Raw genomic sequence first — 22,827 nt, forward strand, 5'->3', positions numbered from 1 at the left:
CACCTCTCGCCCGGACTAGTTTTTGAACTGACCGGTCAGTTCAAAAGTTCGCGAAGCGGGAGAAACCGTGCAGGTCCGAGCCGATCGGGTGTCCCTCGAAGGGCACCACGGCACCTTGTTGCCGCCCACCTCCCTCACCTTCGGCGAGGGCGACCTGGCGATCGTGCACGGCGAACCCGGGGTCGGCGTCACGGCGTTCGGCCTCGCGCTGGCCGGCCGGCTCAAGCCGACCACCGGCACGGTGCACGCCGAGGGCGTCGACGCCCCGCTGACCGAGCTCGTCGCCGTCGTCGACGCCCCGGGCGTCAGCGAACCCGACGACGCACTGCCCCTGCGCGTGGTCGCCGGCGAAGAGCTGGCGCTGGCCCACCGCCCGGCGGGCAAGGAGGACGTCGCCCGCTGGCTCGCCGACCACGACGCCGCGCCGTTCGCCGGCACGCGCTTCGAGAACCTCACCCCGGCGCTGCGCACGCGGCTGCTCACCGAGCTGGCCGCCGAGCGCAAGGGCGTGCGCGTGCTCGTGCTCGACACCCCCGACCGGCACACCAGCGACGTCGGCAGCTGGGCCGGGCTGGCCCGCGAACTGGCCGAACGCGGCCTGGCCGTCGTCGTCCTGACCGCCACCACGCCGTTGTCCGCGCTGCCCGTCACCCCCGCGCTCCTCGGCGCGGCCGAGCAGCCCGCGCCGCAGCACTGCGCTCCCCCCGAGAGTGCTCCCCCCGCCGCCCCCGAACCCACCGAAGAGCTCACCGAGAGCACTGACGGAGTCCCCGAATGAACGCCTTCCGGATCGCGCGCAACGAGCTGCGCCGCCTCTCCACCGGCACCTTGCCGAAGCTCGCGCTGGTCGCGCTGGTGCTGGTGCCGCTGCTCTACGCGTCCTTCTACCTCTACGCGAACTACGACCCGTACGGCCGGCTCGACAAGCTGCCCGCCGCGGTCTTCACCAGCGACGCCGGCGCGAAGGACGCCGGCGGCCAGCAGCGCAACGTCGGCCGCGAGGTGACCGACGAGCTGGTCAAGTCCGGCACGTTCCAGTGGCACGAGGTGTCCGAGCAGGAGGCCCGCGACGGCGTCCGCGACGACAAGTACTCGTTCGCCATCGGCATCCCGGGCGGCTTCTCCGCCGCCCTGCTGGGCGTCGGCACGTTCCAGCCGCAGCAGGCGACGATCACGCTGACCACCAACGACGCCAACAACTACCTGTCCGGCACGATCGCGAAGCAGGTCGCCGAGCAGGTCCGCAAGACGATCGCGGAGAAGGTCGGCAGCGAGGCGGCGGACCGGTTCCTGGTCGGCTTCTCCACGATCTACGCCAAGATCCAGGAGGCCTCGACCGGCGCGTCGCAGCTCGCCGACGGCGCCACGCAGCTCAAGTCGGGCCAGCAGCAGCTGGCCGACGGCGCGGCGAAGCTCGCGGACGGCTCGTCGACGCTGGCGACCGGCCTGGGCACGCTCAAGAGCGCCACCGCGTCCCTGCCGTCGCAGACGCAGCAGCTCGCCAGCGGCGCTTCGCAGGTGGCCACCGGCGACCAGAAGGTCGCCGACGCGGCTTCGGTCGCCGCGACGGCGTCGTCGGACATCCAGGGCAAGCTCGACTCCTACCGCACCCAGCTGCAGACGGACCTGCGCGAGGCGGGTGTGCCGGACGCCCAGGTGCAGGCGATCCTGGCCAAGGCCGACCAGCTGCGCTCCCCGGTCGACCAGGCGAACGGCAAGATCCAGCAGGCCAACGGCGACCTGGCGAAGCTGGCCGACGGCGCCCGCCAGGTGTCCGACGGCGCGGCCAAGCTCGCGGCGGCGTCCCCGCAGCTGGCGAGCGGCATCGCCCAGGCGTCCGACGGCGCGAACCAGCTGCGCGACGGCGCGTCCCAGCTCAGCGACGGCGAGAAGACGGCCGTGACCGGCACGAACCAGCTCGCGGACGGCGCGGTGAAGCTGCGTGACGGGCTCGCGGCCGGGCTCCAGCAGATCCCGAACCCGGACGACCCGACCCGCAACGCGACGGCCAACACGATCGCGGACCCGGTGGCGGTGAACGCCAACGGCGAGGCGTCGGCGGGGACGTACGGCGCGGGACTGGCCCCGTTCTTCATCTCGCTGGCCACCTGGATCGGCGCGTTCGTGCTGTTCCTGATCCTGCGCCCGCTCTCGACGCGCGCGCTGACCGCGGGCGCGGCCCCGTTCCGGGTCGCGGTCGGCGGCTGGCTGTCCTCGGCGCTGCTGGGCATCGCGCAGGTGGTCGTCCTGTTCGGCGCGGTGACGTGGCTGGTCGGCATCCACATCGCGCACCCGGTGGCGGCGATCGGGTTCGCCGTGCTGGTGTCGCTGACGTTCACCTCGGTGGTGCACGCGCTCAACGCCTTCTTCGGCGCGGTCGGCAAGTTCCTCGGCCTGGTGCTGCTGGTGCTGCAGCTGGTGAGCGCGGGCGGCACGTTCCCGTGGCAGACGATCCCGGACGCGCTGTACCCGCTGCACGTGGTGCTGCCGATGGGGTACGCGATCGACGGCTTCCGCCACCTGTTCTACAGCGGGGCGACGACGACGCAGCTGCTCGGCGACGTCGGCGTGCTGCTGGCGTACCTGGTGGGCGGGATCCTGGTGTCCACTTTGGCCGCCCGCAAGCGTCGCGTTTGGACGGTGTCCGCGCTCAAGCCCGAGCTGAGCCTGTGAGCGGCGCGACGAAGCAGAAGCTCTTCGAGGCGACGTTGGAGCTCGCGAAGAGCCGGGGCCTGGTGGGCCTGACGGTCGACGACATCGCGGCGGCGGCGGGCGTCGCGAAGGGCACGGTGTACTACAACTTCGGGTCGAAGGACGGCCTGGTCGACGCGTTGCTGCGGTACGGCGTGGACATGCTCGCTCTTCGGCTGCGCGCGGCGGTTTCGGACGCGGATCCGCTGGACGTGATCGAGGCACAGGTCGACACGACGCTGGAGTTCATCGCGCAGTACCCCGGGTTTTCGCAGATCCTGGTGAGCGAGCTGTGGCGGACGCCGGGCCAGTGGCACGGGACGCTGTCGTTGCTGCGCGAGGAGATCATCTCGATCGTGAAGCAGCAGCTGTCGCGGCTGGAGGCGGCGGGCCGGTTGCCGGAGGGCGTCGAAATCCCGACGGCGGCGGCCGGGTTGTTCGGGACGATGCTGGTGGTCGCGCTGGACTGGCAGGTGTTCGGGCCGCAACGGACCCGGGCCGAGGTGCGCGACGCGGTGATGGTGCTGATCCGGGGCCTCGGTCGCCGCTAGCCGATTGATGCGTAACTCGGTTAGTGATCGTAGGCGGTCAGGGATCGGGTGATGGGTTGGCCGGTGGTGCGGTTGTGCCGGATGGCGGCGGTGAGGGCCAGGAGGCGTTGGGCGATGCGGACTCCGACGCCGTTGACGGTGCGTCCGCCGTGGTGTTCCAGGTCGACTTGGCCTTTGAGGGTGTTGTTGACGGACTCGATGAGCTGGCGGATGGACTTAAGCAGTGGCTCGCCGGGGTGGGGTTTGCGGTTGCGGTAGGAGGGCCGGATCAGCCGGACTCCGCGTTACTTGGCCCAGCCGGCCAGCTCCGAGCGCTTGACCGTGAACCGGGATCGGCCGCATTCGACCGGGCAGGTACCGGAACGCGCCAGGCATCCGGGCGGGCAGGAACCGCAGCCAGCGGGCTTCGGAGGTGAACTCGAGCAGAACCTGGGCGACGGCCAGGGTGACCAGCTCGGCGTCGGTGAGCTTCGGTGGCCGGCCCATCCGGCGCCGACCCGCGCGATGATCGTCGATCTTGACGTGGAGTGGGGCGAGAAGGGTATTCAGGTCTGTCGTCACAAACGGATCTTGAGCACCCTTCGCCCGTCTCCGGTCACCACCCGGACTTACGCATTACTCGTCTAGCCGGCGGCGCGCGCCTTCGCGCGGTACCGGCCGGGCGTCTGGCCGACGAGATCGCTGAAGGCGTCGATGAAACTGCCCGGGTTCGCCCAGCCGAGGCGCGTCGCCGTGTCGGTGACCGAAGTGCCTTCGCCGAGTTCGAGCACGGCCCGCTGGATGCGCAACAGCGTGCGCCACTGGTGGAAGCTCATCGACAGCTCGCTGCCGAACAGCCGGCTGAGCGTTCGCTCGCTCGAGCCGGTCCGGTGCCCCAGCTCGGCCAGGGTCGCCGGGCTCGCCGGATCGGCGTGCAGCAGGTCGGTGACGGCCTTGAGGCGGGGGTCGCCCGGTTCGGGGAGGCGCAGGGGTTCCCGCGGGGCGCGGTCGAGCTCCGTGAGGACGACCTCGAGCAGCAGCCGGGCCCGGGGGCTGCCGGCCGGGTCGTGGTCGCCGGTCGCCGCCAGGTAGGCCTCGCGCAGCAGCGCACCGGCGGTGAACACCGAGGGCTGCGCCGGCAGCCGCCGGGCCGCCGCCGCCGGCACCTCGAGCAGCCGGACGACGGTCGCGCCGTGCGCGCGGCTGCTGTGCACGTGGAACGGGGGCACCCAGGTGATGCGGTTCGCCGGCGCCACCCAGGTGCCGGCCCGGGTCGTGGTGACCAGCGCCCCGGAGGCGGCGTACCTGAGCTGGCCGAAGTCGTGGGAGTGCGGGGGCACCTCCTCGCCGTGGGCCAAGGGCGGGCAGCCGGCCGGTGACTCGATCATGACACCACGATACGACGGCGGGTTTCCGGAATTTCCCGGCGGGACACCGGTGGTACGCCGTCGCCGCGACGATCATCGTTGAGGCATGCGAGCCATCACCCAGCACACGTTCGGCGGTCCCGAGGTCCTCACCATCGTGGACGCGCCCGAGCCCCGGCCCTTGCCGGGCGAAGTCCTCGTCCGCGTCGAGGCGATCGGGCTGAACCCCCTGGAACCGCGCCTGCGCGCCGGCGAGTTCCCGCTGCTCGGCCCGCCGCCGTTCGTCCTCGGCTGGGACATCAGCGGCGTGGTCGAGGCGGCGCAGACGTGGCGGTTCCGGCCCGGCGACGAGGTGTTCGGGATGCCACTGTTCCCGCGGGCGGCCGGCGCGTACGCCGAGTTCGTGGCCGCACCGGCACTGCACTTGGCCCGCAAACCCGCGTCGCTTTCCCACGTCGAGGCGGCGGCGTTGCCGATCGTCGGGCTGACGGCGTGGCAGGGTCTGGTCGACCTCGGCGGCGTGACCGAGGGCGACCGCGTGCTGATCCACGGCGGTGGCGGCGGGGTCGGCCACGTCGCGATCCAGATCGCGAAGGCGCTCGGCGCGCACGTGATCACCACCGCCGGCGGGAGCAAGCGGGAATTCGTCGAGGGGCTCGGCGCCGACGAGGTCGTCGACTACACGGCGGCGGACTTCACTGAGGTGGTCGGCGACATCGATCTGGTGCTCGACACGCTCGGCGGCGACACGGCCTGGCGCTCGCTCGACGTGCTCCGCCCCGGAGGACACCTGGTGACGGCGGTCGCCGACGAGGACACGGAGCTGATCGCGAAGGTCGAGGCGGCCGGCCGGCGCTTCAGCGGCGTGGGGGTCGACCCCGATCCGGTTGCCCTGCGCCGCCTCGTGGACCTGGTCGAGGAGGGCAGGCTGCGGGTCCACGTGCAGGAGACGTTCCCATTCGAGCGCATCGCCGACGCCCACCGGCTGATGGAGCGCGGTCACCTTCGGGGCAAGGTGGTCCTGACCGTCTGATCCCCGGCGACGGCCCGCGGTCCGCCGACCGACCCGCTGAGTACGCCCACCGGCCATCCGGGGCCGCGAGCCCCGGATGGCTGCTCAGCCGCGGTCCTCGATGCGGGCCCGCACCGCCGCCGCGTAGGTGTCGACCGCGGTGGCCGCGGCCGTCAGCTCGCAGGGGCCGTCGATCAGCAGCCTCTTGGCCGGGGTGTACGCCTGTTCGATCTCCGGGTCACCGACCAGCCCGTGCTCGCGGGCCAGCTCCAGATCACCCGCCAGGCGGGTGCGCAGCTCCTCGCGGCGGGCGACCAGCCCGTCGAGGACCGCGCGCTGGCGGCGGCCGTCCTCCACGGCCGGGGCCACCGCGTGCTCGTGGCCGTCGATGTGGCGCTCGACCCACTCCGCGTCGCCGTCCACCTCCGCCGACCGCAGCTGCTTGAGCGCGCCGCGCAGTCGCTGCGCGCGGGCCGGCAACATCGCGACACCCGTGAAGCGCGTCGCCACGCGTAGCTGGTACGCCTCGATCTCCGCCAGCTCCGCCACCGCCTGGGTGAGCACCTCCAGGCGACCGGCGAGGTCGTCCGGGGCCGGGCGGGCCTGGCCCGTGCTCGCCCGCACCGCCGCCACCCCCGGCGAGGACTCCTCCCGGAAGCCGAGCAGCAGGCGGAGACCCAGCTCGGCCGCGCGGCCGGCGAGCGGGGCGAGCACCTCGCCGACGAGCCGTTCGGGCTCCGCCGAGTCGTCGATCCCGTCGACGACCAGGGTCCGGCCCGCGACGCCGGTGGTGAGCCGGTCGGCGATGCGGTGGCGCACGGCGTCCGCGGTGCGGCCGGTCGCGTCGACCGCGAGGTCCACGCTGCCCGGCGGCGGCATCTCGCCGAGCGCCGGCGGCAGGCCGGGCACGCCGAGGGAACGTTCCCGGTCGGCGAGCACGATCCCGAACCGCAACGCCGCGGCGACGGGCGAGCCGGCCTCGCCGGTGTCGACGACCCAGACCGTGCCCGGCTCGGCCTTGGCGAACCAGTCGGCGACGCGCTGCACGAAGGAGACGTCGACGGCCTCGCCCACCGGCCGCGAGAAGCTCGCGTCGACGGCGGGGCTGCCGGAAGTCCAGATGCTCAGCTGGGGCAAGTGCCCGAGCATGGTTTCGACCGGCACCATCCAGGTGCCGGAGTCCTTGCCGACGACCATGCCGACGACGTGGCCGGTCGCCTCGTCGATCACCGCCGTGCCGCCGAAACCGGGGCCGAGCGGTTCGGCTTCGGCGGTGCGGAAGAGGCGGACCCATTCGCCGCCGGTCTGCTCGGGGCCGCCGAGCCGGGCGAGCGTCCAGCGGCCGACCGAACCCGGCGGGAACCCGAACGCGCGGACGAGCTGGTGCTCGCCGAGGGGCATGCGGTGCAGCGGGGCGCGGAACACGCGGGATTCGGGGCGTTCCAGGCGCAGCAGGGCGAGATCGCCGTGGCCACCGCCGTCGGAGGGCACCCAGCAGCCTTCGACGACGGTCGCCGTGGCGGGCATGGCCTCGGCCAAGCCGACGAAGTCGACGCTCAGCGCGGATCGGGGGCCACCGGCGGTCTCGACGACGTGCGCGCTCGTGAGCACGTGGTACTCGTCCAGTACCGTGCCCGCACCGCACACCCGGCCGAGTTCGTCGTGCAACCGGACCCGCCAGCGTCGTCGCTCACGCTCGAACCCCATTCGGCGGACCCTACGCCGTGATCGCCGGGCGTCGGCAGCGACTCCCTTACCGATCAGTAATCGCTCACCCGAACGGAGTCCTCCGTTCGGCACAACGCGCGTTCAGAAGCGGCCGAACACGCGGCTGCCGGGCGCGGCCGGGTCGTCGCCGGCCCAGAACTCGAACCAGTGCCGGGTGAACTCCTCGCGGGACAGGCGCCCGTCGCCGTCGGAGTCGAGGAGCGCGAAGACATCGCCGGACGGCGTGCCGACGCCGTTCCAGGCCGCGATGAGGCGTTCGTACTCGGCGGCGGAGATGACGCCGTCGCCGTTTTCGTCGACGGCCTCGAACATCGCCTCGGCCGTCCCGGTGACGGCGCCCGGCGCCGCCGGGAGTTCGTCGACGACCTGGAGCACCTGGTCGAGGCTGACCCGGCCGCCACCGCCCGCGGCGTCGTCGAGGGTGCCCCACCAGCCCATCATGACGGCGGCGAGCTTCTGCCCGGCCGGCGTGCTCGCGTCGGTGCCGCGGAGGTCGAGCCACCTCGCGGTGAGGGCCCGGAAGTCGGTCTCCGTCAGGAAACCGTCGCCGTCGGTGTCCATGGCGCCGAAGACGCCGGAGATCTTGCGCCGCTGGAAGTCACTGGCCATGGCGCCCAGCATCGTCGCGGCGCGGCACGCCCGACGACGTCCGCCCGAGTGCTCCCGCGTCACGACCCGGTGATCCGGGCCGTGACGCGGAGTGAGCAAACTCTAGTGCGCGGCTTCGTTCCAGGACCGGCCGTAGCCGACCGAAACCTCGAGCGGCACCGCCAAGGCGTACGCCGAGCCCATGCCCTCGCGCACCAGCTTCTCCAGCTGTTCCTTCTCGCCGTCGGCGACTTCCAGGACCAGTTCGTCGTGGACCTGCAGCAGGATCCGGCTCTTCAGCTTCGCCTCGACCAGCGCGCGGTGGACGTTGAGCATCGCGACCTTGATGATGTCGGCCGCGCTGCCCTGGATCGGGGCGTTCAGCGCCATCCGCTCGGCCATCTCGCGGCGCTGGCGATTGTCGCTGTTGAGGTCCGGCAGGTAGCGGCGGCGGCCGAAGACCGTCTCGGTGTACCCGTTCTTCGCCGCGATGCCGACGACCGAGTGGAGGTAGTCGCGCACCCCGCCGAAGCGGTCGAAGTACGCCTCCATCTGGGCCTTGGCGTCTTCGGTGGAAATCCGCAGCTGCTGCGAGAGCCCGTACGCCGACAACCCGTACGCGAGCCCGTAGGACATCGCCTTGACGCGGTAGCGCAGCTCCGGCGTGATCTCCTCCGGCGGCATCGAGAACGCCCGCGACGCGACGAACGTGTGCAGGTCCTCGCCGCTGTTGAACGCCTCGATGAGACCTTCGTCCTGCGAAAGGTGCGCCATGATCCGCATTTCGATCTGGCTGTAGTCCGCGGTCATCAGCTCGCTGAAGCCCTCGCCGACGACGAAGGCGTCGCGGATGCGGCGGCCTTCCTCGGTGCGGACCGGGATGTTCTGCAGGTTCGGCTCAGTCGAGGACAACCGCCCGGTGGCCGCGATCGTCTGCAGCAGCGTGGTGTGGATGCGCCCGTCGTCGGCGACCGACTTGATCAGGCCTTCGACCGTCGTGCGCAGCTTCGTCGCGTCCCGGTGCTCCAGCATGTGCTGCAGGAACGGGTGCTCGGTCTTCTCGAACAGGCCCTGCAGCGCCTCGGCGTCGGTGGTGTAGCCGGTCTTGGTGCGCTTGGTCTTCGGCATGCCGAGCTCGTCGAACAGCACGACCTGCAGCTGCTTCGGCGAGCCGAGGTTGATCTGCTTGCCGATCACCGCGTACGCCTCTTCGGCGGCCTGGGTGACGCGCGAAAGGTAGTGCGCTTCGAGCGTGGTCAGCTGTTCGAGGTCGACGGCGACACCGGCGATCTCCAGCTCGGTGATCACCTCCAGCAGCGGCAGCTCCAGCTCGGCGAGCAGCTTCGCGCCGCCGATCTGCTCGAGCTCCTTGTCGAGCGCGCCGGCCAGCTCGAAGATCGCGCGGGCCTTGACCAGCTCGTCCTGGATCTCCTTCTGCTCCAAGCCTTCCGCGCCGCCGTCGAGCAGCGACAGCTGCCCGTCGCCGCCGTCGGTCTCCGAGCGCAGCTCGCGGTGCAGGTAGCGCAGCGCGAGGTCGTCCAGCTCGAAGGTGCGCTGCCCGGGCCGCACGAGGTACGCGGCCAGCGCGGTGTCCATGGCGAGCCCGGCGACGGCCCAGCCGCGGGCGCGGATCGCGTGCAGCGGAACCTTCAGGTCGTGGCCGGTCTTGCGGACGGCCGGGTCGGCCAGCCAGGCGGCCAGCGCCGCGTCGTCGGCTTGGTCCATCGCCGTGACGTCGACATACGCGCCTTCGCCATCGGCCGTCGCGAAGGCGATCGCACGCAGATCGGACCGGACCGACGTGCCCACGGCGCGGAAGGACAGGGCCACCGGCTCGCCGGCGCTCGCGTGCGCGGTCAGCCACGCGCCCAGCGCGCCCGGCGCGAGCGCGGAACCCGAGACCTCGAAGCCCTCGTCGGCCTCCGGCTCGGCGCTCTGCAGCGTCGCGAACAGCCTGTCGCGCAGCACGCGGAACTCCAGCTCGTCGAACAGCGCGTGCACCGCCTCGCGGTCCCACGGGCGCAGCTCCAGCCCGGACGGCGCGATCTCCAGCTCGACGTCCCGGATCAGCTCGGTCAGCTGGCGGTTGAGCTGGACCGCGGACAGGTGTGCCCGCAGCGCGTCCCCGACCTTGCCCTTGACCTCGTCGACCCGGTCGATGAGGTCGTCGAGCGAGCCGAACTGCTTGATCCACTTGGCCGCGGTCTTCTCGCCGACGCCCGGGATGCTCGGCAGGTTGTCCGAGGGGTCGCCGCGCAGCGCGGCGAAGTCCGGGTACTGCCGCGGGGTGAGCCCGTACTTCTCCTCGACGGCGTCCGGGGTGAACCGGGTCATCTCCGAAACGCCGCGCTTCGGGTACAGCACGGTGACGTGCTCGGTGACCAGCTGCAGCGCGTCGCGGTCGCCGGTGCAGATGAGGACGTCGAAGCCGTCGGCCGTCGCCTGCGTCGTGAGCGTGGCGATGATGTCGTCGGCCTCGAAGTTCTCCTTGACCAGCGACGGGATCCCGAGCACTTGGAGGACCTCCTTGACCAGGTCCACCTGGCCGCGGAACTCGTCCGGCGTCGTGCTGCGGTTCGCCTTGTAGTCGGCGTAGGTCTCCGAGCGGAACGTCTTGCGCGAGAGGTCGAACGCCACCGCGAGGTGGCTGGGTGCTTCGTCGCGCAGGAGGTTGATGAGCATCGAGGTGAAGCCGAAGACCGCGTTCGTGACCTGACCGGTCTTCGTCTTGAAGTTCTCCGCGGGCAGGGCGAAGAACGCGCGGTAGGCCATGGAATGACCGTCGATCAGCAGCAGCTTCGGCCGCTCGGCGGTGGCGGTGGTTCCTGTGGCGTTGGCAACGGTCGTCTTCTCACTCGGGCTCACGCGGCCGAGTCTAGGCTGAGGGTCCGACACTCTTACGTGTCGCATAGGAAGAGGAGCTTTGCGTGACCGAACGCGCCGCAGACGTCGCGGTCGACAGCTACGCCGGTATCGACCCGGCCGCCGCGGACCAGCAGCTGAACGACAAGGTCGGCATGAAGCTGCTGGAGGCGACGGCCGAACGCGTGGTCGGCACGATCCCGGTCGAAGGCAACCTCCAGCCGTACGGCCTGCTGCACGGCGGCGCCAACGCCGTGCTGGCCGAGGCGCTGGGTTCGACGGTCGCCGCGCTGAACGCCGGGCCGGACCGCGCGGCGATGGGGCTGGAGCTGTCCTGCACGCACCACCGGGCCGTCCGGTCGGGCACCGTCACCGGCGTGGCGACGCCCCTGCACGTCGGCCGCGGCACGATCACCACGGAGATCGTGCTGACCGACGACGAGGGCCGCCGCACCTGCACCGCCCGGCTCACCTGCGTGGTCCGGGACCGCCCGCCGGGCGCCTGAACCCCCGTGGACCTCGACGTCGCCCAGGTCCGCGCGTTCGTGGTGACCGCGGAGCAGCGGCACTTCGGGCGCGCCGCCCAGTCGTTGTTCCTCACCCAGCAGGCGTTGTCGAAGCGGATCCGGAAGCTCGAAGACGCGCTCGCGACACCGTTGTTCCTGCGCACGCCCCGCTCGGTCGAGCTGACCGCCGACGGCGAACGGTTCCTCCCGCACGCGCGCGAGCTGGTGCGGGTGGCCGACGCCGCCGTGGCCGCGATGGGCGCCGAGGACCGGCCGTTGCGCCTCGACCTCGTCGACCACCGGCTCTCCCCCATGTTCCTGCTCCGCCGGCTGGCCGCGCACGAACCGGGGCTGCGCATCGACCGGGTCGCCGGCCGCGGGTTCGCGAACGCGATCGACCCGCTGCTGTCCGGGGAACTCGACGCCGCCTTCGGCCGGGTGTCCGGCTGCGGGCGGCCGCTGCCGGACGAGCTGGAACACCGGCCGGTCCGGCTCGAGCCGCTGGTCGCGCTGCTCGCGCCGGAGCACCCGCTGGCCGTGCTGGACGTGCTGCGCCTCGACGAGCTGCGCGCCGACGGGATCTGGCTGCCCGGGCTCGGCGGCCCCGCCGAGTGGCTGTCCTACCTGAAGGAGCTGTGCGACGAGTTCGCCGTGCCGATCGACGACTCCGGCGTCAGCTACGACCTGCGGCACACGCTCGAGCAGACGCGGTACGGCAAGCGGCGCGTCACCCTGGCCGGGGCCGACATGGAGCTGGCACCGGACCTCAACCTGAAGGTGCTGCCGTTCGAGCCGTCTCCGTTGTTCCCGTGGTCGCTGGTCTGGCGGCGCGGCAAGGCGCACCCGGCGCTGCGGCGGCTGCTGGCCGTCGCCGGGCGCACCAGCCGCGAAGAGGACTGGTGCGCCTACGACCCCGAGCACGCCTGGCTGCCCGCCGGCGACGTCAGCCTCGCAGCCGCCGCGCGAACCACTCGCTGAACGCCGCGTCGACCCGCGCCGCGGCCGGCGTCCCCGGCGGGAATTCGTGCGCCATCCCGTCGACCGTCACCAGCTCGGTCCCCAGCTTCGCGTGCAGCGCCGCCGCGGGTTCGCGCACGGCGACGTCGTCGTCCGCGCCGGTGACCAGCAGCAGCGGCGCGGTCAGCTCGGCGGCCCGGTTCACGTAGTCGTAGCGGGCCGAGACCGCCCGGGACCGCTCGGTCCACGCGTAGGTCACCCCGAAGCGCCGCTCGTTGGCGGTGATCATCGGTGCGAGCTGCACGACCGGGCTGGCCACCGCCGCGGCGGTGATCTCGACGTCGCCGCGGGCGAGGACCTCCAGCGCCACGATCGCCCCGGCCGAGCCGCCGAACACCCCGAGCGGCCCGGTCGCGCCCGGCAGCCGGTCGCGCAGGTCGGCCAGCGCGGCCGGGAACTCGGCCGCCGCCTGCTCGGTCACCGGCTCGAAGACGTTCAGGACGGCGTCCTCGCTCGCCCGCCGGAAGACCTCCTCGGGGCCGCCCTCGGGCAGCCGCGCTCCGGAGAGCGGAAGCCCGAAGTACACGCGCCACGCCCGCAAGTCCGCCATCGGGACGGCTTCCGCCATCGCCCGCTCAGTCGCCGGCACGTCCATCAGGTGCCAGCCCGCCACCAGCGCCACCGGGCCGTCCGGGTCCGCCGGCGGTACCGCCACGAACGGCACCCCCGCGGCCACGCCCTCGACCATCTCGCCCATCTTCTCTCTCCCTGTCTTCCGGCTGCTTCCAGCGAACCGCCGGCGAGGGGTGCGGGTCCAACAGCCCTTCCGGCGGCCACGACAACCGTTGGTTGTGACAGCCGGCTCCGGCCGGACGGCCTTTCGGGCAGACCTGAGCAAGGGGGTGGTCCGTTCGGCCCGCAGAACCGGACGTAAGGTGCATCCCGACGGCGGTGCCCGCGCCGCCGCGGCCCCGTCAGGGTGAACAGCGGACCACCGGGAAACCGGCCACGGTCCGGTCGCCGAAATGGGCGATGACATACCGCTGAAACACTGCTGTCACCCATTCGCAGAACGAGCGCCGATACTTAGCATCGCTGCGTGACCAGCGGCGGGCCACAGGGAAACATCGTTCGGCTTTTCGTGCAATTCGTGTCGGTTGCGATCGTCACGATGTGGACACAGAGTAGTGAGGCCGCCTGTGCACAAGACGGGCGAGAGGGATATCTTCCTGCCCTAACCTAGCCCCTGTGTCGGGGGCAACGCCTACCGGCGGCTGGTTGGTCATGGGAGGTAGTCGGTGTCAGGAGTGCGTTTTGGACGGGTTCTCGCCCTCGCAGCGGCGACGTCGCTCGCGCTGGCGGGCTGCGCCGGTGGCGGCTCGTCCAGCAACAGTGGTGACGGCGGTACGCTGAAGATCGGGTTCATGGGCGACCTGACCGGGGAGAACTCCGGGATCGTGATCCCGCCCCGCAACGGTGCCCAGCTCGCGATCGACGAGTACAACGCCACGAACCCGAAGACCAAGCTCGAGCTGAAGCCCTACGACAGCCAGGGCAAGGCCGACCAGGCGACCTCGCTGATCACCACGGCGATCGGCTCGGACAAGATCACCGCGCTGATCGGCCCGGCCTTCTCCGGCGAGTCGAAGGCCATCGGCGGCCAGCTCGAGCAGAACAAGATCCCGAGCGTCTCGCCCTCGGCGACCAACCCGGGCCTGGCGAAGAACAACTGGAGCTACTGGCACCGCGTCGTGGCGAACGACGACGACCAGGGCCCCGCCATCGCCAACTTCCTGATCACGGCGAAGTCGCCGAAGTCGGCGTTCGTCATCTCGGACGACCAGGAGTACAGCGTCGGCCTCGCGGACGCGTTCGAGAAGACCTTCAAGGAGAAGGGCGTCACGGTTCAGCGCGACAAGTTCCCGAAGGACGCGCCGGACTACTCCTCGACCGTGCAGAAGGTCAAGGCGGCCAACCCGGACATCATCACCTTCGGTGGCTACTACGCGCAGGGCGGCCCGCTGCTCAAGCAGCTGCGTGACGGCGGCGTGAAGGCCATCTTCGCCACCGGTGACGGTTCGCTCGACCCGCAGCTGGTCTCGGGCGCGGGTGCCGCGGCCGCCGAAGGCGCGGTCATCGGCTGCCCGTGCAACATTCCGGACGCGGGCGCCACGAACGAGTTCGCCACCAAGTACAAGGCGAAGTTCAACGTCGCCCCGGCGATCTACGCGACCGAGGGCTACGACGCGGCGACCGCCCTCATCAACGCGATCAAGGCCGGCAACACCACCGGCGAGAAGATCAACGAGTTCCTGAAGACGGAAGACTTCAAGGGCGCGTCGAAGCAGATCAAGTTCAAGGCGAACGGTGAGCCCGAGACCGCCGCGATCAACGTGTACCAGGTCGTCGGCGGCGTCATCAAGAACCTCGGCGCGTCGACCGAAGCCAAGATCACCGGCTGACGAAACAGGAATAGCACTTGACGACGGGAGCGGGGGCGCTGTGGTGACCACAGCACCCCCGCTCCCGGCCCGTATCCCTGTCCTCGCCCTGTCTCGTAAGGCGCTCACGTCATGTTGCAGACCCTGCAAGACCAGTTCCTCGGCAGCACCATCGGCGGACTGGTTCTCGGCTCCATCTACGCCCTCGTCGCCCTCGGCTACACAATGGTCTACGGCGTCCTGCGGCTGATCAACTTCGCCCACTCCGAAATCTTCATGATCGGGACGATGACGTCCCTGTTCATCCTGGCCAGCATCGCCACCTCCGGCAACATGGCACTGGGCTTCGGTGCGATGATCCTCATGCTGCTGTTGATCATGGTCGTGTCGGGGCTCGTGTCCGGCGGCTCCGCCGTCGTGCTCGAACAGGTTGCCTACCGGCCGCTGCGCAAGCGCGGCTCGTCGAAGCTCGCGGCCCTGATCTCGGCGATCGGCGCGTCGGTGTTCCTCCAGGAACTCTTCGCCCTGATCATCATTCCCAAGGTGTTCGGAAAATCGGGCCGCGTCCCGCAGGCCGCACCGCGGTTCGTCGACCGCGACACGCTGTTCCCGGTCGGCAACGCCGTCGTCCGCACCGACCAGGTCCTGGTCATCATCGGCGCGGTGATCGTCATGGTGGTGCTGGACCAGCTGGTGCGGCGCACCCGCATCGGCCGCGGCATCCGGGCCACCGCCCAGGACCCCGAGGCCGCCGTGCTGATGGGCGTCTCGATCGACCGCATCGTGCGGATCACCTTCCTGCTGGGCGGCGCGATGGCCGGTGTGGCCTCCGCGCTCTACCTGATGGAACTCGAAAACACCGGTTACCGCGTCGGTTTCGTGCTCGGGATCAAGGCGTTCACCGCGGCCGTGCTCGGCGGTATCGGCAACCTGCGCGGCGCGCTCCTCGGCGGCATCGTGCTCGGCCTGGTCGAGAACTGGAGCGCGATCTTCCTCGGATCCGAGTGGAAGGACGTCACCGCGTTCGTGGTCCTCGTGCTCGTGCTCATGTTCCGCCCCACCGGCATTCTCGGTGAATCCCTCCAGCGAGCTCGCGCATGAAAGGCGACGGTGTGACTACCCAGGAAAACACGCGCCGCTCGTTCCACCCGGTGAACGGGGCACGCGAGTGGTGGGGGCACGCGCCGATGTGGCAGCGTTACCTCGTCTACATCGCGTTGATCGTGTTCGCGCTGATCCTCCCGGCCCCCTGGATCGGCTCGTTCATGTCGCCCGCCTCGGACTGGACGAGCGTCCTGATCTTCCCGATCGGGACCTACATCCTGCTGGCGATCGGCCTGAACATCGTGGTCGGCCTGGCCGGCATGCTGGACCTCGGGTTCGTGGCGTTCTTCGCGATCGGCGCCTACACGGTCGCCATCTTCGGCACGAAGTTCGGCTGGAACGTCTGGCCGACGATCCTGGTCGGGATCGTGCTCGCCGCGGTGTCCGGCGTCATCCTCGGCGCCCCGACCCTGCGGCTGCGCGGTGACTACCTGGCCATCGTCACCCTCGGGTTCGGGGAGATCGTCCGGATCACCGCGCAGAACACCGACGGCATCGGCGGCGCCCGTGGTATCACCAACATCCCGCACCCGTCGCCGGTCTTCGGCATGGAGTTCCTGCTCGACCCGGCGCCGTACTACTACCTGATCCTGGTCGCGATCGTGCTGGTGATCGTGTTCTCGGTGCGGCTGCAGAAGAGCCGGGTCGGGCGCGCGTGGGCCGCGATCCGCGAGGACGAGGACGCCGCCGAGCTGATGGGCGTGCCGACGTTCAAGTTCAAGCTGCTCGCCTTCGCGATCGGCGCGATGATCGGTGGCTTCGCGGGCGGCATCTACGCCAGCAAAGCCGTGTTCATCGCCCCGGACAACTTCCCGTTCATCCTGTCCGCGACGATCCTCGCCGCGGTCGTGCTGGGCGGCGCGGGCAACCTGCCGGGCGTCATCCTCGGCGCGTTCCTGGTGGCGTGGATCCCCGAACGGCTTCGCGCGATCGAATGGCTGGACCACCTGACGCGGAAGCTGATCGACAAGGGCCCGGAGGAGTTCCGGATCCTGCTGTTCGGCGCCGTCCTGGTGCTGATGATGGCACTACGGCCCGAAGGCATCCTGCCCTCACGACAACGAAAAGCCGAGCTACGGGAAGGCACCGGCGGCATGGGCTCGCTCGGTGGCGAAGTGGCCGGACCGGACACCGAAGCCGCGGCGGAGGTGGCCAAGTGACTCCCTTGCTCGAGCTCGACAACATCACGATGCGCTTCGGCGGTGTCACCGCCCTGCGCGAAGTGAACATCTCCATCAACGAAGGCGAGATCTTCGCGCTCATCGGCCCGAACGGCGCCGGCAAGACCACGGTGTTCAACGTGGTCACCGGCGTCTACCAGCCGACCGAGGGCCAGGTGCGCTTCGACGGCGACCGCATCGACGGCATGAAGCGGTTCCAGGTCACCAAGCGCGGCATCGCCCGGACGTTCCAGAACATCCGGCTGTTCCACAACATGTCGGCGCTCGAGAACGTCATGGTCGGTGCCGACGCGCACCACAAGACCGGCGCGATCGGCGCGGTGCTCGGCCTGCCGTGGCACCGCAAGGAGGAGAAGCGCGGCCGCGAGCGGGCGCGTGAGCTGCTCGACTTCGTCGGCATCGGCAAGGTGGAGCACGAGACCGCGAAGAACCTCTCCTACGGCGACCAGCGCCGGCTGGAGATCGCGCGGGCGCTGGCCACCGACCCGAAGCTCCTGCTGCTCGACGAGCCCGCGGCGGGCATGAACCCGGCGGAGAAGAACGCCCTGCAGGCGCTGATCCGCAAGATCCGGGACGACGGCCGGACCGTGCTGCTCATCGAACACGACATGGGCCTGGTCATGCACATCAGCGACCGGCTGGCCGTGCTGGACTTCGGGCAGAAGATCGCGGAAGGGCTCCCTCAGGAAGTGCAGACCAACCAGAAGGTCATCGAGGCGTACCTGGGGGTGGCCGAAGATGCTTCTTGACGTCCAGGACATCAACGTCCACTACGGCAAGATCGCCGCCCTCAAGGGCATGAGCATCCAGGTCGACGAGGGCGAGATCGTGTCCCTGATCGGCGCCAACGGCGCCGGCAAGACCACGACGCTCAAGACGATCTCGGGCCTGCGCCCGCTGACCAGCGGCAAGATCCTTTTCAACGGCCAGGACATCTCGAAGACCCCGGGGCACAAGCGCGTGCTGCTCGGGATCGGCCAGTCGCCGGAGGGCCGGGGCGTGTTCCCCGGCATGACGGTGCAGGAGAACCTCCTGATGGGTGCCTACACCCGCAAGGACGACCTCCAGGCCGACCTCGACGAGGTCTACGAGCTGTTCCCCCGGCTGAACGAGCGCCGGACGCAGTTCGGCGGCACGATGTCGGGCGGCGAGCAGCAGATGATCGCCATCGGCCGCGCGCTGATGACGAAGCCGAAGGTGCTGCTGCTCGACGAGCCGTCGATGGGCCTGGCGCCGATGCTGATCGCGCAGATCTTCGACATCATCCGGGAGATCAACAAGCGCGGCACGACGGTGCTGCTGGTGGAGCAGAACGCCCAGCAGGCGCTGAAGCTGTCGGACCGGGCGTACGTGCTCGAGACGGGCCGCGTGGTCAAGAGCGCCCGCGGGGCCGACCTGCTGGACGACCCGCAGGTCCGTGCCGCCTACCTCGGTGGCGACCTGGGCGTCTGAGGTGCTTTTCGGGGGCCCGGCACTGGCGTGCCGGGCCCCTTTTCACAGCTTGATGTCGGTGCCGGTGACGTTCTTCATGTCGGTGATGCTCGGCCCGCCGAAGGCCCGGAGCGTGATCGGCTTCCGGTCCTTGGGGATGTCCCAGTAGAGGTCGAACTCGACGCGCACGCCGTGCCCGAGGTCGAACTGGGCGGGCTGGCGCTTGATGGTCATGGCCTGCTCTTCGGGCGCGTGCGCGACGCCTTCGTCGTCGACGAGCAGCTGGCGCTTGGTGTCGAACAGGACGCTGGAGGTGCCGGTGTTGGTGACGACGAGCCGCAACCGCACGAACTGGCCCTTCGCGGGGAACTCCGTGTGGCTCCCGGTGATGCTGGGCAGCCCGGCGGCCAGGCCGATGAGGGTGAACTCGGTGTCACCGTTCTTGGCCGGCGGCAGCTCGAGGGCGGTCTCGTCGGGGCGGACCGGGCGCGGCGGCAGCTCGTAGGTCTTCTGTGCGGGCGTGCTGGGCTGTTCGGCCTGGCAGCCTGCTGCGCTGATGAGGACGACGACGGCCAGCAGGCGGAGTTTCACCTCGGTGATTCTGCCTGCCGGCCGTCGGTCCGGCTAGCTTCCGATGCTTTCGACGACGGCCTCGGCCACGGCTTTCATGGTGGTCCGGCGGTCCATGGCGGTGCGCTGGATCCACCGGAAGGCATCGGGCTCGGTGAGCCCCTGCCGGCTCATGAGCAGACCCTTGGCGCGGTCGATGACCTTCCGCGTCTCGAGCCGGTCGGTGAGCCCGGCAACCTCGGCCTCGAGGGCCTGCAGCTCGGAGAACCGGCTGACGGCGAGCTCGATGGCGGGCACGAGGTCCCGCTTGGCGAAGGGCTTGACGAGGTAGGCCATGGTCCCGGCATCCCGCGCGCGTTCGACGAGATCCCGCTGGCTGAAGGCGGTGAGAATGACCACGGGAGCAATCCGGTCCCCGGTGATCTTCGCGGCGGCTTCGATCCCGTCCAGCTTGGGCATCTTGACGTCGAGGATCACGAGATCGGGCTTCAGATCGGTGGCCAGCGAGATGGCCTGCTCGCCATCCCCCGCCTCCCCGACGACCTCATAGCCCTCCTCACGCAGCATTTCGACGAGGTCGAGCCGGATGAGAGCCTCATCCTCCGCAACGAGCACCCGACGCTGCGGCACGGTGGCGGCACCGTTGGCCTCGGTAGCCTGATCGGTCACCGGGGTCCTCCTGAAGACTCGGCTGGGCGGTGGCATCTCGCGGCGTTCCGCGAACCTGAAGCCTACCGGGAACGATCCAGAAGCAGAGATGGCGTTCACCACGTAGTGGCGGGCGTGACACTGGGGTCGCCTTGGGACGCCGACCCGGAGGCGGGTGGGGTGCGGTGATCCCGTAGAGTCACGACGTCACGCCCCCGTAGCCCAACTGGCAGAGGCAACGGATTCAAAACCCGTCCAGTGTGAGTTCGAATCTCACCGGGGGCACGGAGATTTCCCAGGTCAGCGTCATATTTCCAGTCGAAGCAGCGACTCGGCGGACGCGTTTGCCCAGGTCAAGCGTGTGAGTTCGAATCAGTCCGTCACAACGAACCCTTCGACGACGCGCACGTCCGGTCCCTCGCTTCAGCCGGCTCCAACTCACTCCTGCAGGAGCGTGCGAGGAGCACCGCGGCCTGATCGGCGGGCCGGCGATGCCAGCCCGTACCGCACGTCGTAAATGTGCTGTTACAAGGCGATGTAGGTACCTCGCCAGCGGATGCCCGCCCCAGCCTATTCCCCGTTCATCTCGGCTGCGAAGTCCAGCAACACCTTCGCGCCGAGCGTTCTGACGCTGTCGGCACCCGCACTGTGCGGGTTACGGAGCGCGGTAGCATTGCGCGGTGCGCTGATAGCGAGTGCGGAACGCCCGCTCCCGCTGCCACCGACCGACGACGACCACTTCGCAGAGGTCAGGCGCAAATTTCAGGATTGCCGCCTTGGTCGTGAGGCCCAGATGAGTTGCACGCCAAGGGGAAGGAAAGCGAGCAGTACCGTCATTCCGGCACCGGCAAGAAAACAGGTACAGCTGCGCTCGGGCCTCCGCGGACAGCTCACGAGATTGATTCCCGGCTGCAACCCGCCCGCGGCGCGACCACCAAGCCATGATCCAGCGCCAAGGCGCGGACGCTCGTTTCAGTCTTCGGCGGGCACACCACCGTGCGGCCACCCCGGTCCTGGACCTAGTGTGACACGTGCACGAGCGCAGCGTCGAGGTCGCACCAGCGCAGGCCGGACGCCTCGCCGCGCCGCAATCCGAGCAACGCGACTACCCAGATGCAACTCATACTTTGGATGGCGACGCGCGTGCGCCCCAGGAACTCGCCCGTCTGCTGGGTGGTCTACACCGCCACCGGCGGACGCTCACCGGTGGCTCGCCAGTGCGCGACCCGTGCCTCGGTCCACACCACCGCGCGTGGCCGCCGCCCCGGCGGCAGCTCCACCAGGTGCGCCGGGTTCCGCTCGATCATCCCAACCCGGATCGCGCCGTTCAACGCCGCATCCAGTGTCCCCGGATCCGCACGAACGTGGCCCGACGACAGCTGCCGTTCACGTGTCGCGTTCCCCCGGGCCAACGCCACGAACATCGCCTGCACCCGCGCCACGGTGCACGACCGCAGTGGCACACTCCCGAGGTACGGCTTCAGGTAGTCGTTCACTTGCTGGGTGTACAACCTGCGGGTGTTGAAGCTCAGGGTCTGGCGCATCTCGAGTCAGGTGTCCAACCACTGCCCCGCCGTCACCGCGGTCCGCCCGGACCGACATCGGCTTGGAGCAGATACGCCCGCGCCTGCTCCGCGGCCGCACGAGACCGGAAGCCGCCACGACGCACCCAATGCCGCCGGCCGTCCCGACCACATGACAGCTCCAGGGAAAAATACCAACTCCGTGACCCCGCTCAGCCAACCGAAGACACCGGTCGCCTGGCTCACCGCCGTCTTCGCCTCGCGCCTTACAGCCGCACGGTTTGTAGACCACCACTTGCCCCAACGCAACCTCCTCATCGATCGGCATCAGCGTGCGCCTGCGCTTCGTCGATCACCACACGCCGTCGGCGCGATAGCCTTGGACGAATGACCCGCGCTCAGGGCTCAAAGTCAAGGTGACCGTCGAGTCCGCGCGGCAGAAGGCCGAGATGCACCTTAGGTAAGCGTTCTCCGAGGCGTGCTCGTCGCGCTGACCCCGGAACACGGCGGCGTAGATACCCAGATCGCAGAGCGAATTTCTGCTAGTTTCGTCAGGTGGGCGACGGACAGCGCAAGGTCACCGACAGTCCTCCTGACGAACCAGAAACGACCTACCGCTACATCGGCATGGTGGACATTCGTCGGCTGGTTCGACATCGGCCGACCACCGTTGCCCGCTGGGGCACCGCTAGGGCGACCCCGCCTCTTCCCGGAACCCAACGTCATCATCGGCCGAACCCTTCGCCTGAATCGAGAACACAGGCCGGAAGCCCTTGGTGGTGGAGCACTGTCGGCTCTTCACCGCCAAGATTCGAGATGTGGCAGGCGTGGCACGATGATCCTAAATGTCAAAGAGCGCCCTGCCTCCAACGCGCGGTATCAATTACCCATCCGTCTTCAACCGCAAGAGAGAGGTCACCTCGACCATGCCGGGCGTTCTTGCTGGTGCACGGTGCTTGGCACAGCGGTCGATGCTGGGATCGAGTGGTACCGCTTCTCGAGTCCGCCGGCCATAGCGTGATTGCGCCGTCACTTACAGGCACCGGAGACCGGGCTCACCTGCTCACCCCGGAAGTGGGGCTCGACACGCACGTAGACGACGTGGCCAGGCTGATCGACAAAGGCGATCTCGAAGACATGGTACTCGTGGGACACAGCTACGGAGGCGGAGTCATCTCGGCCGCCGCCAACCTGGCGCCAGAAAGCATTGCGCACTTGGTGTACGTCGACTCCACTGCCCCGAAGGATGGCGAAACCGCGATCGACGCCCTACCGAGGTTGCAGAGGTTGATCGACCTCGCCGCAAAGTCCGCGAACCCGTGGCGCATTCCACCACCCTCAGAGCAGCCGCCGCCGGTTGGCCTACTCGGGGTCGTCGCGCCTGCCGATATCGCCTGGCTGCGCACATTACTCTCCGATCACCCCGCGCGGTCCTTCCAACAACCGATTCAGTTGGACAACCCAGCTGCAAAGTCGATTCCACGAACGCACATCCGTTGTACCGACGTGAACGCGAAAGTCACAATTCTGCCACCCGTCCCAGAACTACAGCCCAACGGGTCTCCGTCGCAGGTAGGGTCGTTGCCCACCGGCCATGAATGCATGATCACCATGCCCCGCAAACTCAGTGATTTGCTAATCAGGACAGCCTCTAGGATTCGCTGATGGCAGCGATCATGAGCGCACGC

General features: G+C 69.7%; 20 protein-coding genes, 1 tRNA gene and 1 pseudogene. 13 read left to right on the forward strand and 9 right to left on the reverse strand.

The features are described from left to right. The first annotated feature begins 67 nt into the window (after positions 1-67). Genes QRY02_RS21795 through QRY02_RS21805 form a run of 3 tightly spaced genes read left to right on the forward strand, consistent with a single transcriptional unit; the run spans position 68 to position 3,242 of the window. The gene (locus tag QRY02_RS21795; RefSeq protein ID WP_285993367.1) at positions 68-778 is read left to right on the forward strand and encodes an ABC transporter ATP-binding protein; all 711 of its coding nucleotides are present in this window, start codon (positions 68-70) and stop codon (positions 776-778) included. After that, positions 775-2,673, forward strand: coding sequence for a YhgE/Pip domain-containing protein (locus QRY02_RS21800; RefSeq protein WP_285993368.1), 1,899 nt, complete (start codon positions 775-777; stop codon positions 2,671-2,673). Before QRY02_RS21795 ends, QRY02_RS21800 begins: the two co-directional genes overlap by 4 nt. After that, entirely contained in the window at positions 2,670-3,242 is a 573-nt protein-coding gene (locus tag QRY02_RS21805) for a TetR/AcrR family transcriptional regulator (RefSeq protein ID WP_285993369.1), read from the forward strand. The genes QRY02_RS21800 and QRY02_RS21805 overlap by 4 nt, the downstream gene beginning before the upstream one ends. Before the next feature lie 20 nt (positions 3,243-3,262). On the opposite strand, the pseudogene QRY02_RS21810 reads toward QRY02_RS21805, so the two are convergent. Both QRY02_RS21810 and QRY02_RS21815 read right to left on the reverse strand, forming a co-directional pair. Then, a pseudogene (locus QRY02_RS21810) lies at positions 3,263-3,803 on the reverse strand (hypothetical protein). A gap of 62 nt (positions 3,804-3,865) precedes the next feature. After that, entirely contained in the window at positions 3,866-4,609 is a 744-nt protein-coding gene (locus tag QRY02_RS21815; RefSeq protein WP_285993370.1) for an AraC family transcriptional regulator, read from the reverse strand. 85 nt (positions 4,610-4,694) lie between these two features. On the opposite strand from QRY02_RS21815, the gene QRY02_RS21820 reads away from it, so the two are divergent. Beyond that, positions 4,695-5,621, forward strand: a complete 927-nt coding sequence (locus QRY02_RS21820; RefSeq protein ID WP_285993371.1) for an NADP-dependent oxidoreductase — start codon at positions 4,695-4,697, stop codon at positions 5,619-5,621. An 84-nt stretch (positions 5,622-5,705) separates the two neighbouring features. On the opposite strand, the gene QRY02_RS21825 is transcribed toward QRY02_RS21820, so the two are convergent. The 3 genes from QRY02_RS21825 to polA form a co-directional block, all read right to left on the reverse strand. Then, positions 5,706-7,307 (reverse strand): S1 family peptidase, encoded by a 1,602-nt coding sequence (locus tag QRY02_RS21825; RefSeq protein WP_285993372.1) that lies wholly within the window; start codon positions 7,305-7,307, stop codon positions 5,706-5,708. Between the two features lie 102 nt (positions 7,308-7,409). Further along, positions 7,410-7,949, reverse strand: coding sequence for an EF-hand domain-containing protein (locus QRY02_RS21830; RefSeq protein WP_285993892.1), 540 nt, complete (start codon positions 7,947-7,949; stop codon positions 7,410-7,412). A gap of 90 nt (positions 7,950-8,039) precedes the next feature. Then, positions 8,040-10,781 carry a DNA polymerase I gene (polA, locus tag QRY02_RS21835; RefSeq protein ID WP_285993373.1) on the reverse strand — a complete coding sequence of 914 codons (2,742 nt, stop codon included), beginning with the start codon at positions 10,779-10,781 and terminating at the stop codon, positions 8,040-8,042. 62 nt (positions 10,782-10,843) lie between these two features. Here polA and QRY02_RS21840 point away from each other — a divergent pair, with 62 nt between their 5' ends. Beyond that, complete coding sequence (locus QRY02_RS21840) at positions 10,844-11,284, forward strand: PaaI family thioesterase (RefSeq protein WP_285993374.1); 441 nt, start codon at positions 10,844-10,846, stop codon at positions 11,282-11,284. Between the two features lie 6 nt (positions 11,285-11,290). Further along, complete coding sequence (locus QRY02_RS21845) at positions 11,291-12,262, forward strand: LysR family transcriptional regulator (protein WP_285993375.1); 972 nt, start codon at positions 11,291-11,293, stop codon at positions 12,260-12,262. On the opposite strand, the gene QRY02_RS21850 is transcribed toward QRY02_RS21845, so the two are convergent. Then, positions 12,228-12,998: an alpha/beta hydrolase family protein gene (locus QRY02_RS21850; protein WP_285993376.1), complete on the reverse strand. Its 771-nt coding sequence runs from the start codon at positions 12,996-12,998 to the stop codon at positions 12,228-12,230. The genes QRY02_RS21845 and QRY02_RS21850 overlap by 35 nt on opposite strands. A gap of 550 nt (positions 12,999-13,548) precedes the next feature. Here QRY02_RS21850 and QRY02_RS21855 point away from each other — a divergent pair. The 5 genes from QRY02_RS21855 (at position 13,549) to QRY02_RS21875 (ending at position 18,419) form a co-directional block, all read left to right on the forward strand. Further along, positions 13,549-14,703 (forward strand): branched-chain amino acid ABC transporter substrate-binding protein, encoded by a 1,155-nt coding sequence (locus QRY02_RS21855; protein ID WP_285993377.1) that lies wholly within the window; start codon positions 13,549-13,551, stop codon positions 14,701-14,703. Positions 14,704-14,814: 111 nt separating this feature from the next. After that, positions 14,815-15,783, forward strand: a complete 969-nt coding sequence (locus QRY02_RS21860; protein WP_285993378.1) for a branched-chain amino acid ABC transporter permease — start codon at positions 14,815-14,817, stop codon at positions 15,781-15,783. Next, positions 15,780-16,946 (forward strand): branched-chain amino acid ABC transporter permease, encoded by a 1,167-nt coding sequence (locus QRY02_RS21865; protein WP_353069412.1) that lies wholly within the window; start codon positions 15,780-15,782, stop codon positions 16,944-16,946. The genes QRY02_RS21860 and QRY02_RS21865 overlap by 4 nt, the downstream gene beginning before the upstream one ends. Further along, complete coding sequence (locus QRY02_RS21870; RefSeq protein ID WP_285993380.1) at positions 16,943-17,716, forward strand: ABC transporter ATP-binding protein; 774 nt, start codon at positions 16,943-16,945, stop codon at positions 17,714-17,716. The genes QRY02_RS21865 and QRY02_RS21870 overlap by 4 nt, the downstream gene beginning before the upstream one ends. After that, positions 17,706-18,419 (forward strand): ABC transporter ATP-binding protein, encoded by a 714-nt coding sequence (locus QRY02_RS21875; RefSeq protein WP_285993381.1) that lies wholly within the window; start codon positions 17,706-17,708, stop codon positions 18,417-18,419. Before QRY02_RS21870 ends, QRY02_RS21875 begins: the two co-directional genes overlap by 11 nt. A 42-nt stretch (positions 18,420-18,461) precedes the next feature. Here the strand turns inward: QRY02_RS21875 and QRY02_RS21880 are convergent, their stop codons facing one another. Continuing rightward, positions 18,462-18,989, reverse strand: a complete 528-nt coding sequence (locus tag QRY02_RS21880; RefSeq protein WP_285993382.1) for a DUF4352 domain-containing protein — start codon at positions 18,987-18,989, stop codon at positions 18,462-18,464. 33 nt (positions 18,990-19,022) lie between these two features. Further along, entirely contained in the window at positions 19,023-19,637 is a 615-nt protein-coding gene (locus tag QRY02_RS21885; protein WP_013227937.1) for an ANTAR domain-containing response regulator, read from the reverse strand. A gap of 190 nt (positions 19,638-19,827) precedes the next feature. On the opposite strand from QRY02_RS21885, the gene QRY02_RS21890 reads away from it, so the two are divergent. Further along, a tRNA-Leu gene (locus QRY02_RS21890) sits at positions 19,828-19,901 on the forward strand. Between the two features lie 893 nt (positions 19,902-20,794). Here the strand turns inward: QRY02_RS21890 and QRY02_RS21895 are convergent. Then, on the reverse strand, positions 20,795-21,112 hold the full coding sequence (locus QRY02_RS21895) for a site-specific integrase (RefSeq protein WP_285993383.1): 318 nt from the start codon (positions 21,110-21,112) through the stop codon (positions 20,795-20,797). An 843-nt stretch (positions 21,113-21,955) separates the two neighbouring features. On the opposite strand from QRY02_RS21895, the gene QRY02_RS21900 reads away from it, so the two are divergent. Continuing rightward, positions 21,956-22,804, forward strand: a complete 849-nt coding sequence (locus QRY02_RS21900) for an alpha/beta hydrolase (RefSeq protein WP_285993893.1) — start codon at positions 21,956-21,958, stop codon at positions 22,802-22,804. The last annotated feature ends 23 nt before the right edge of the window (positions 22,805-22,827 follow it).

The sequence above is a fragment of the Amycolatopsis sp. DG1A-15b genome, from assembly GCF_030285645.1.
In the GTDB taxonomy this organism is placed as follows: Bacteria; Actinomycetota; Actinomycetes; order Mycobacteriales; family Pseudonocardiaceae; genus Amycolatopsis.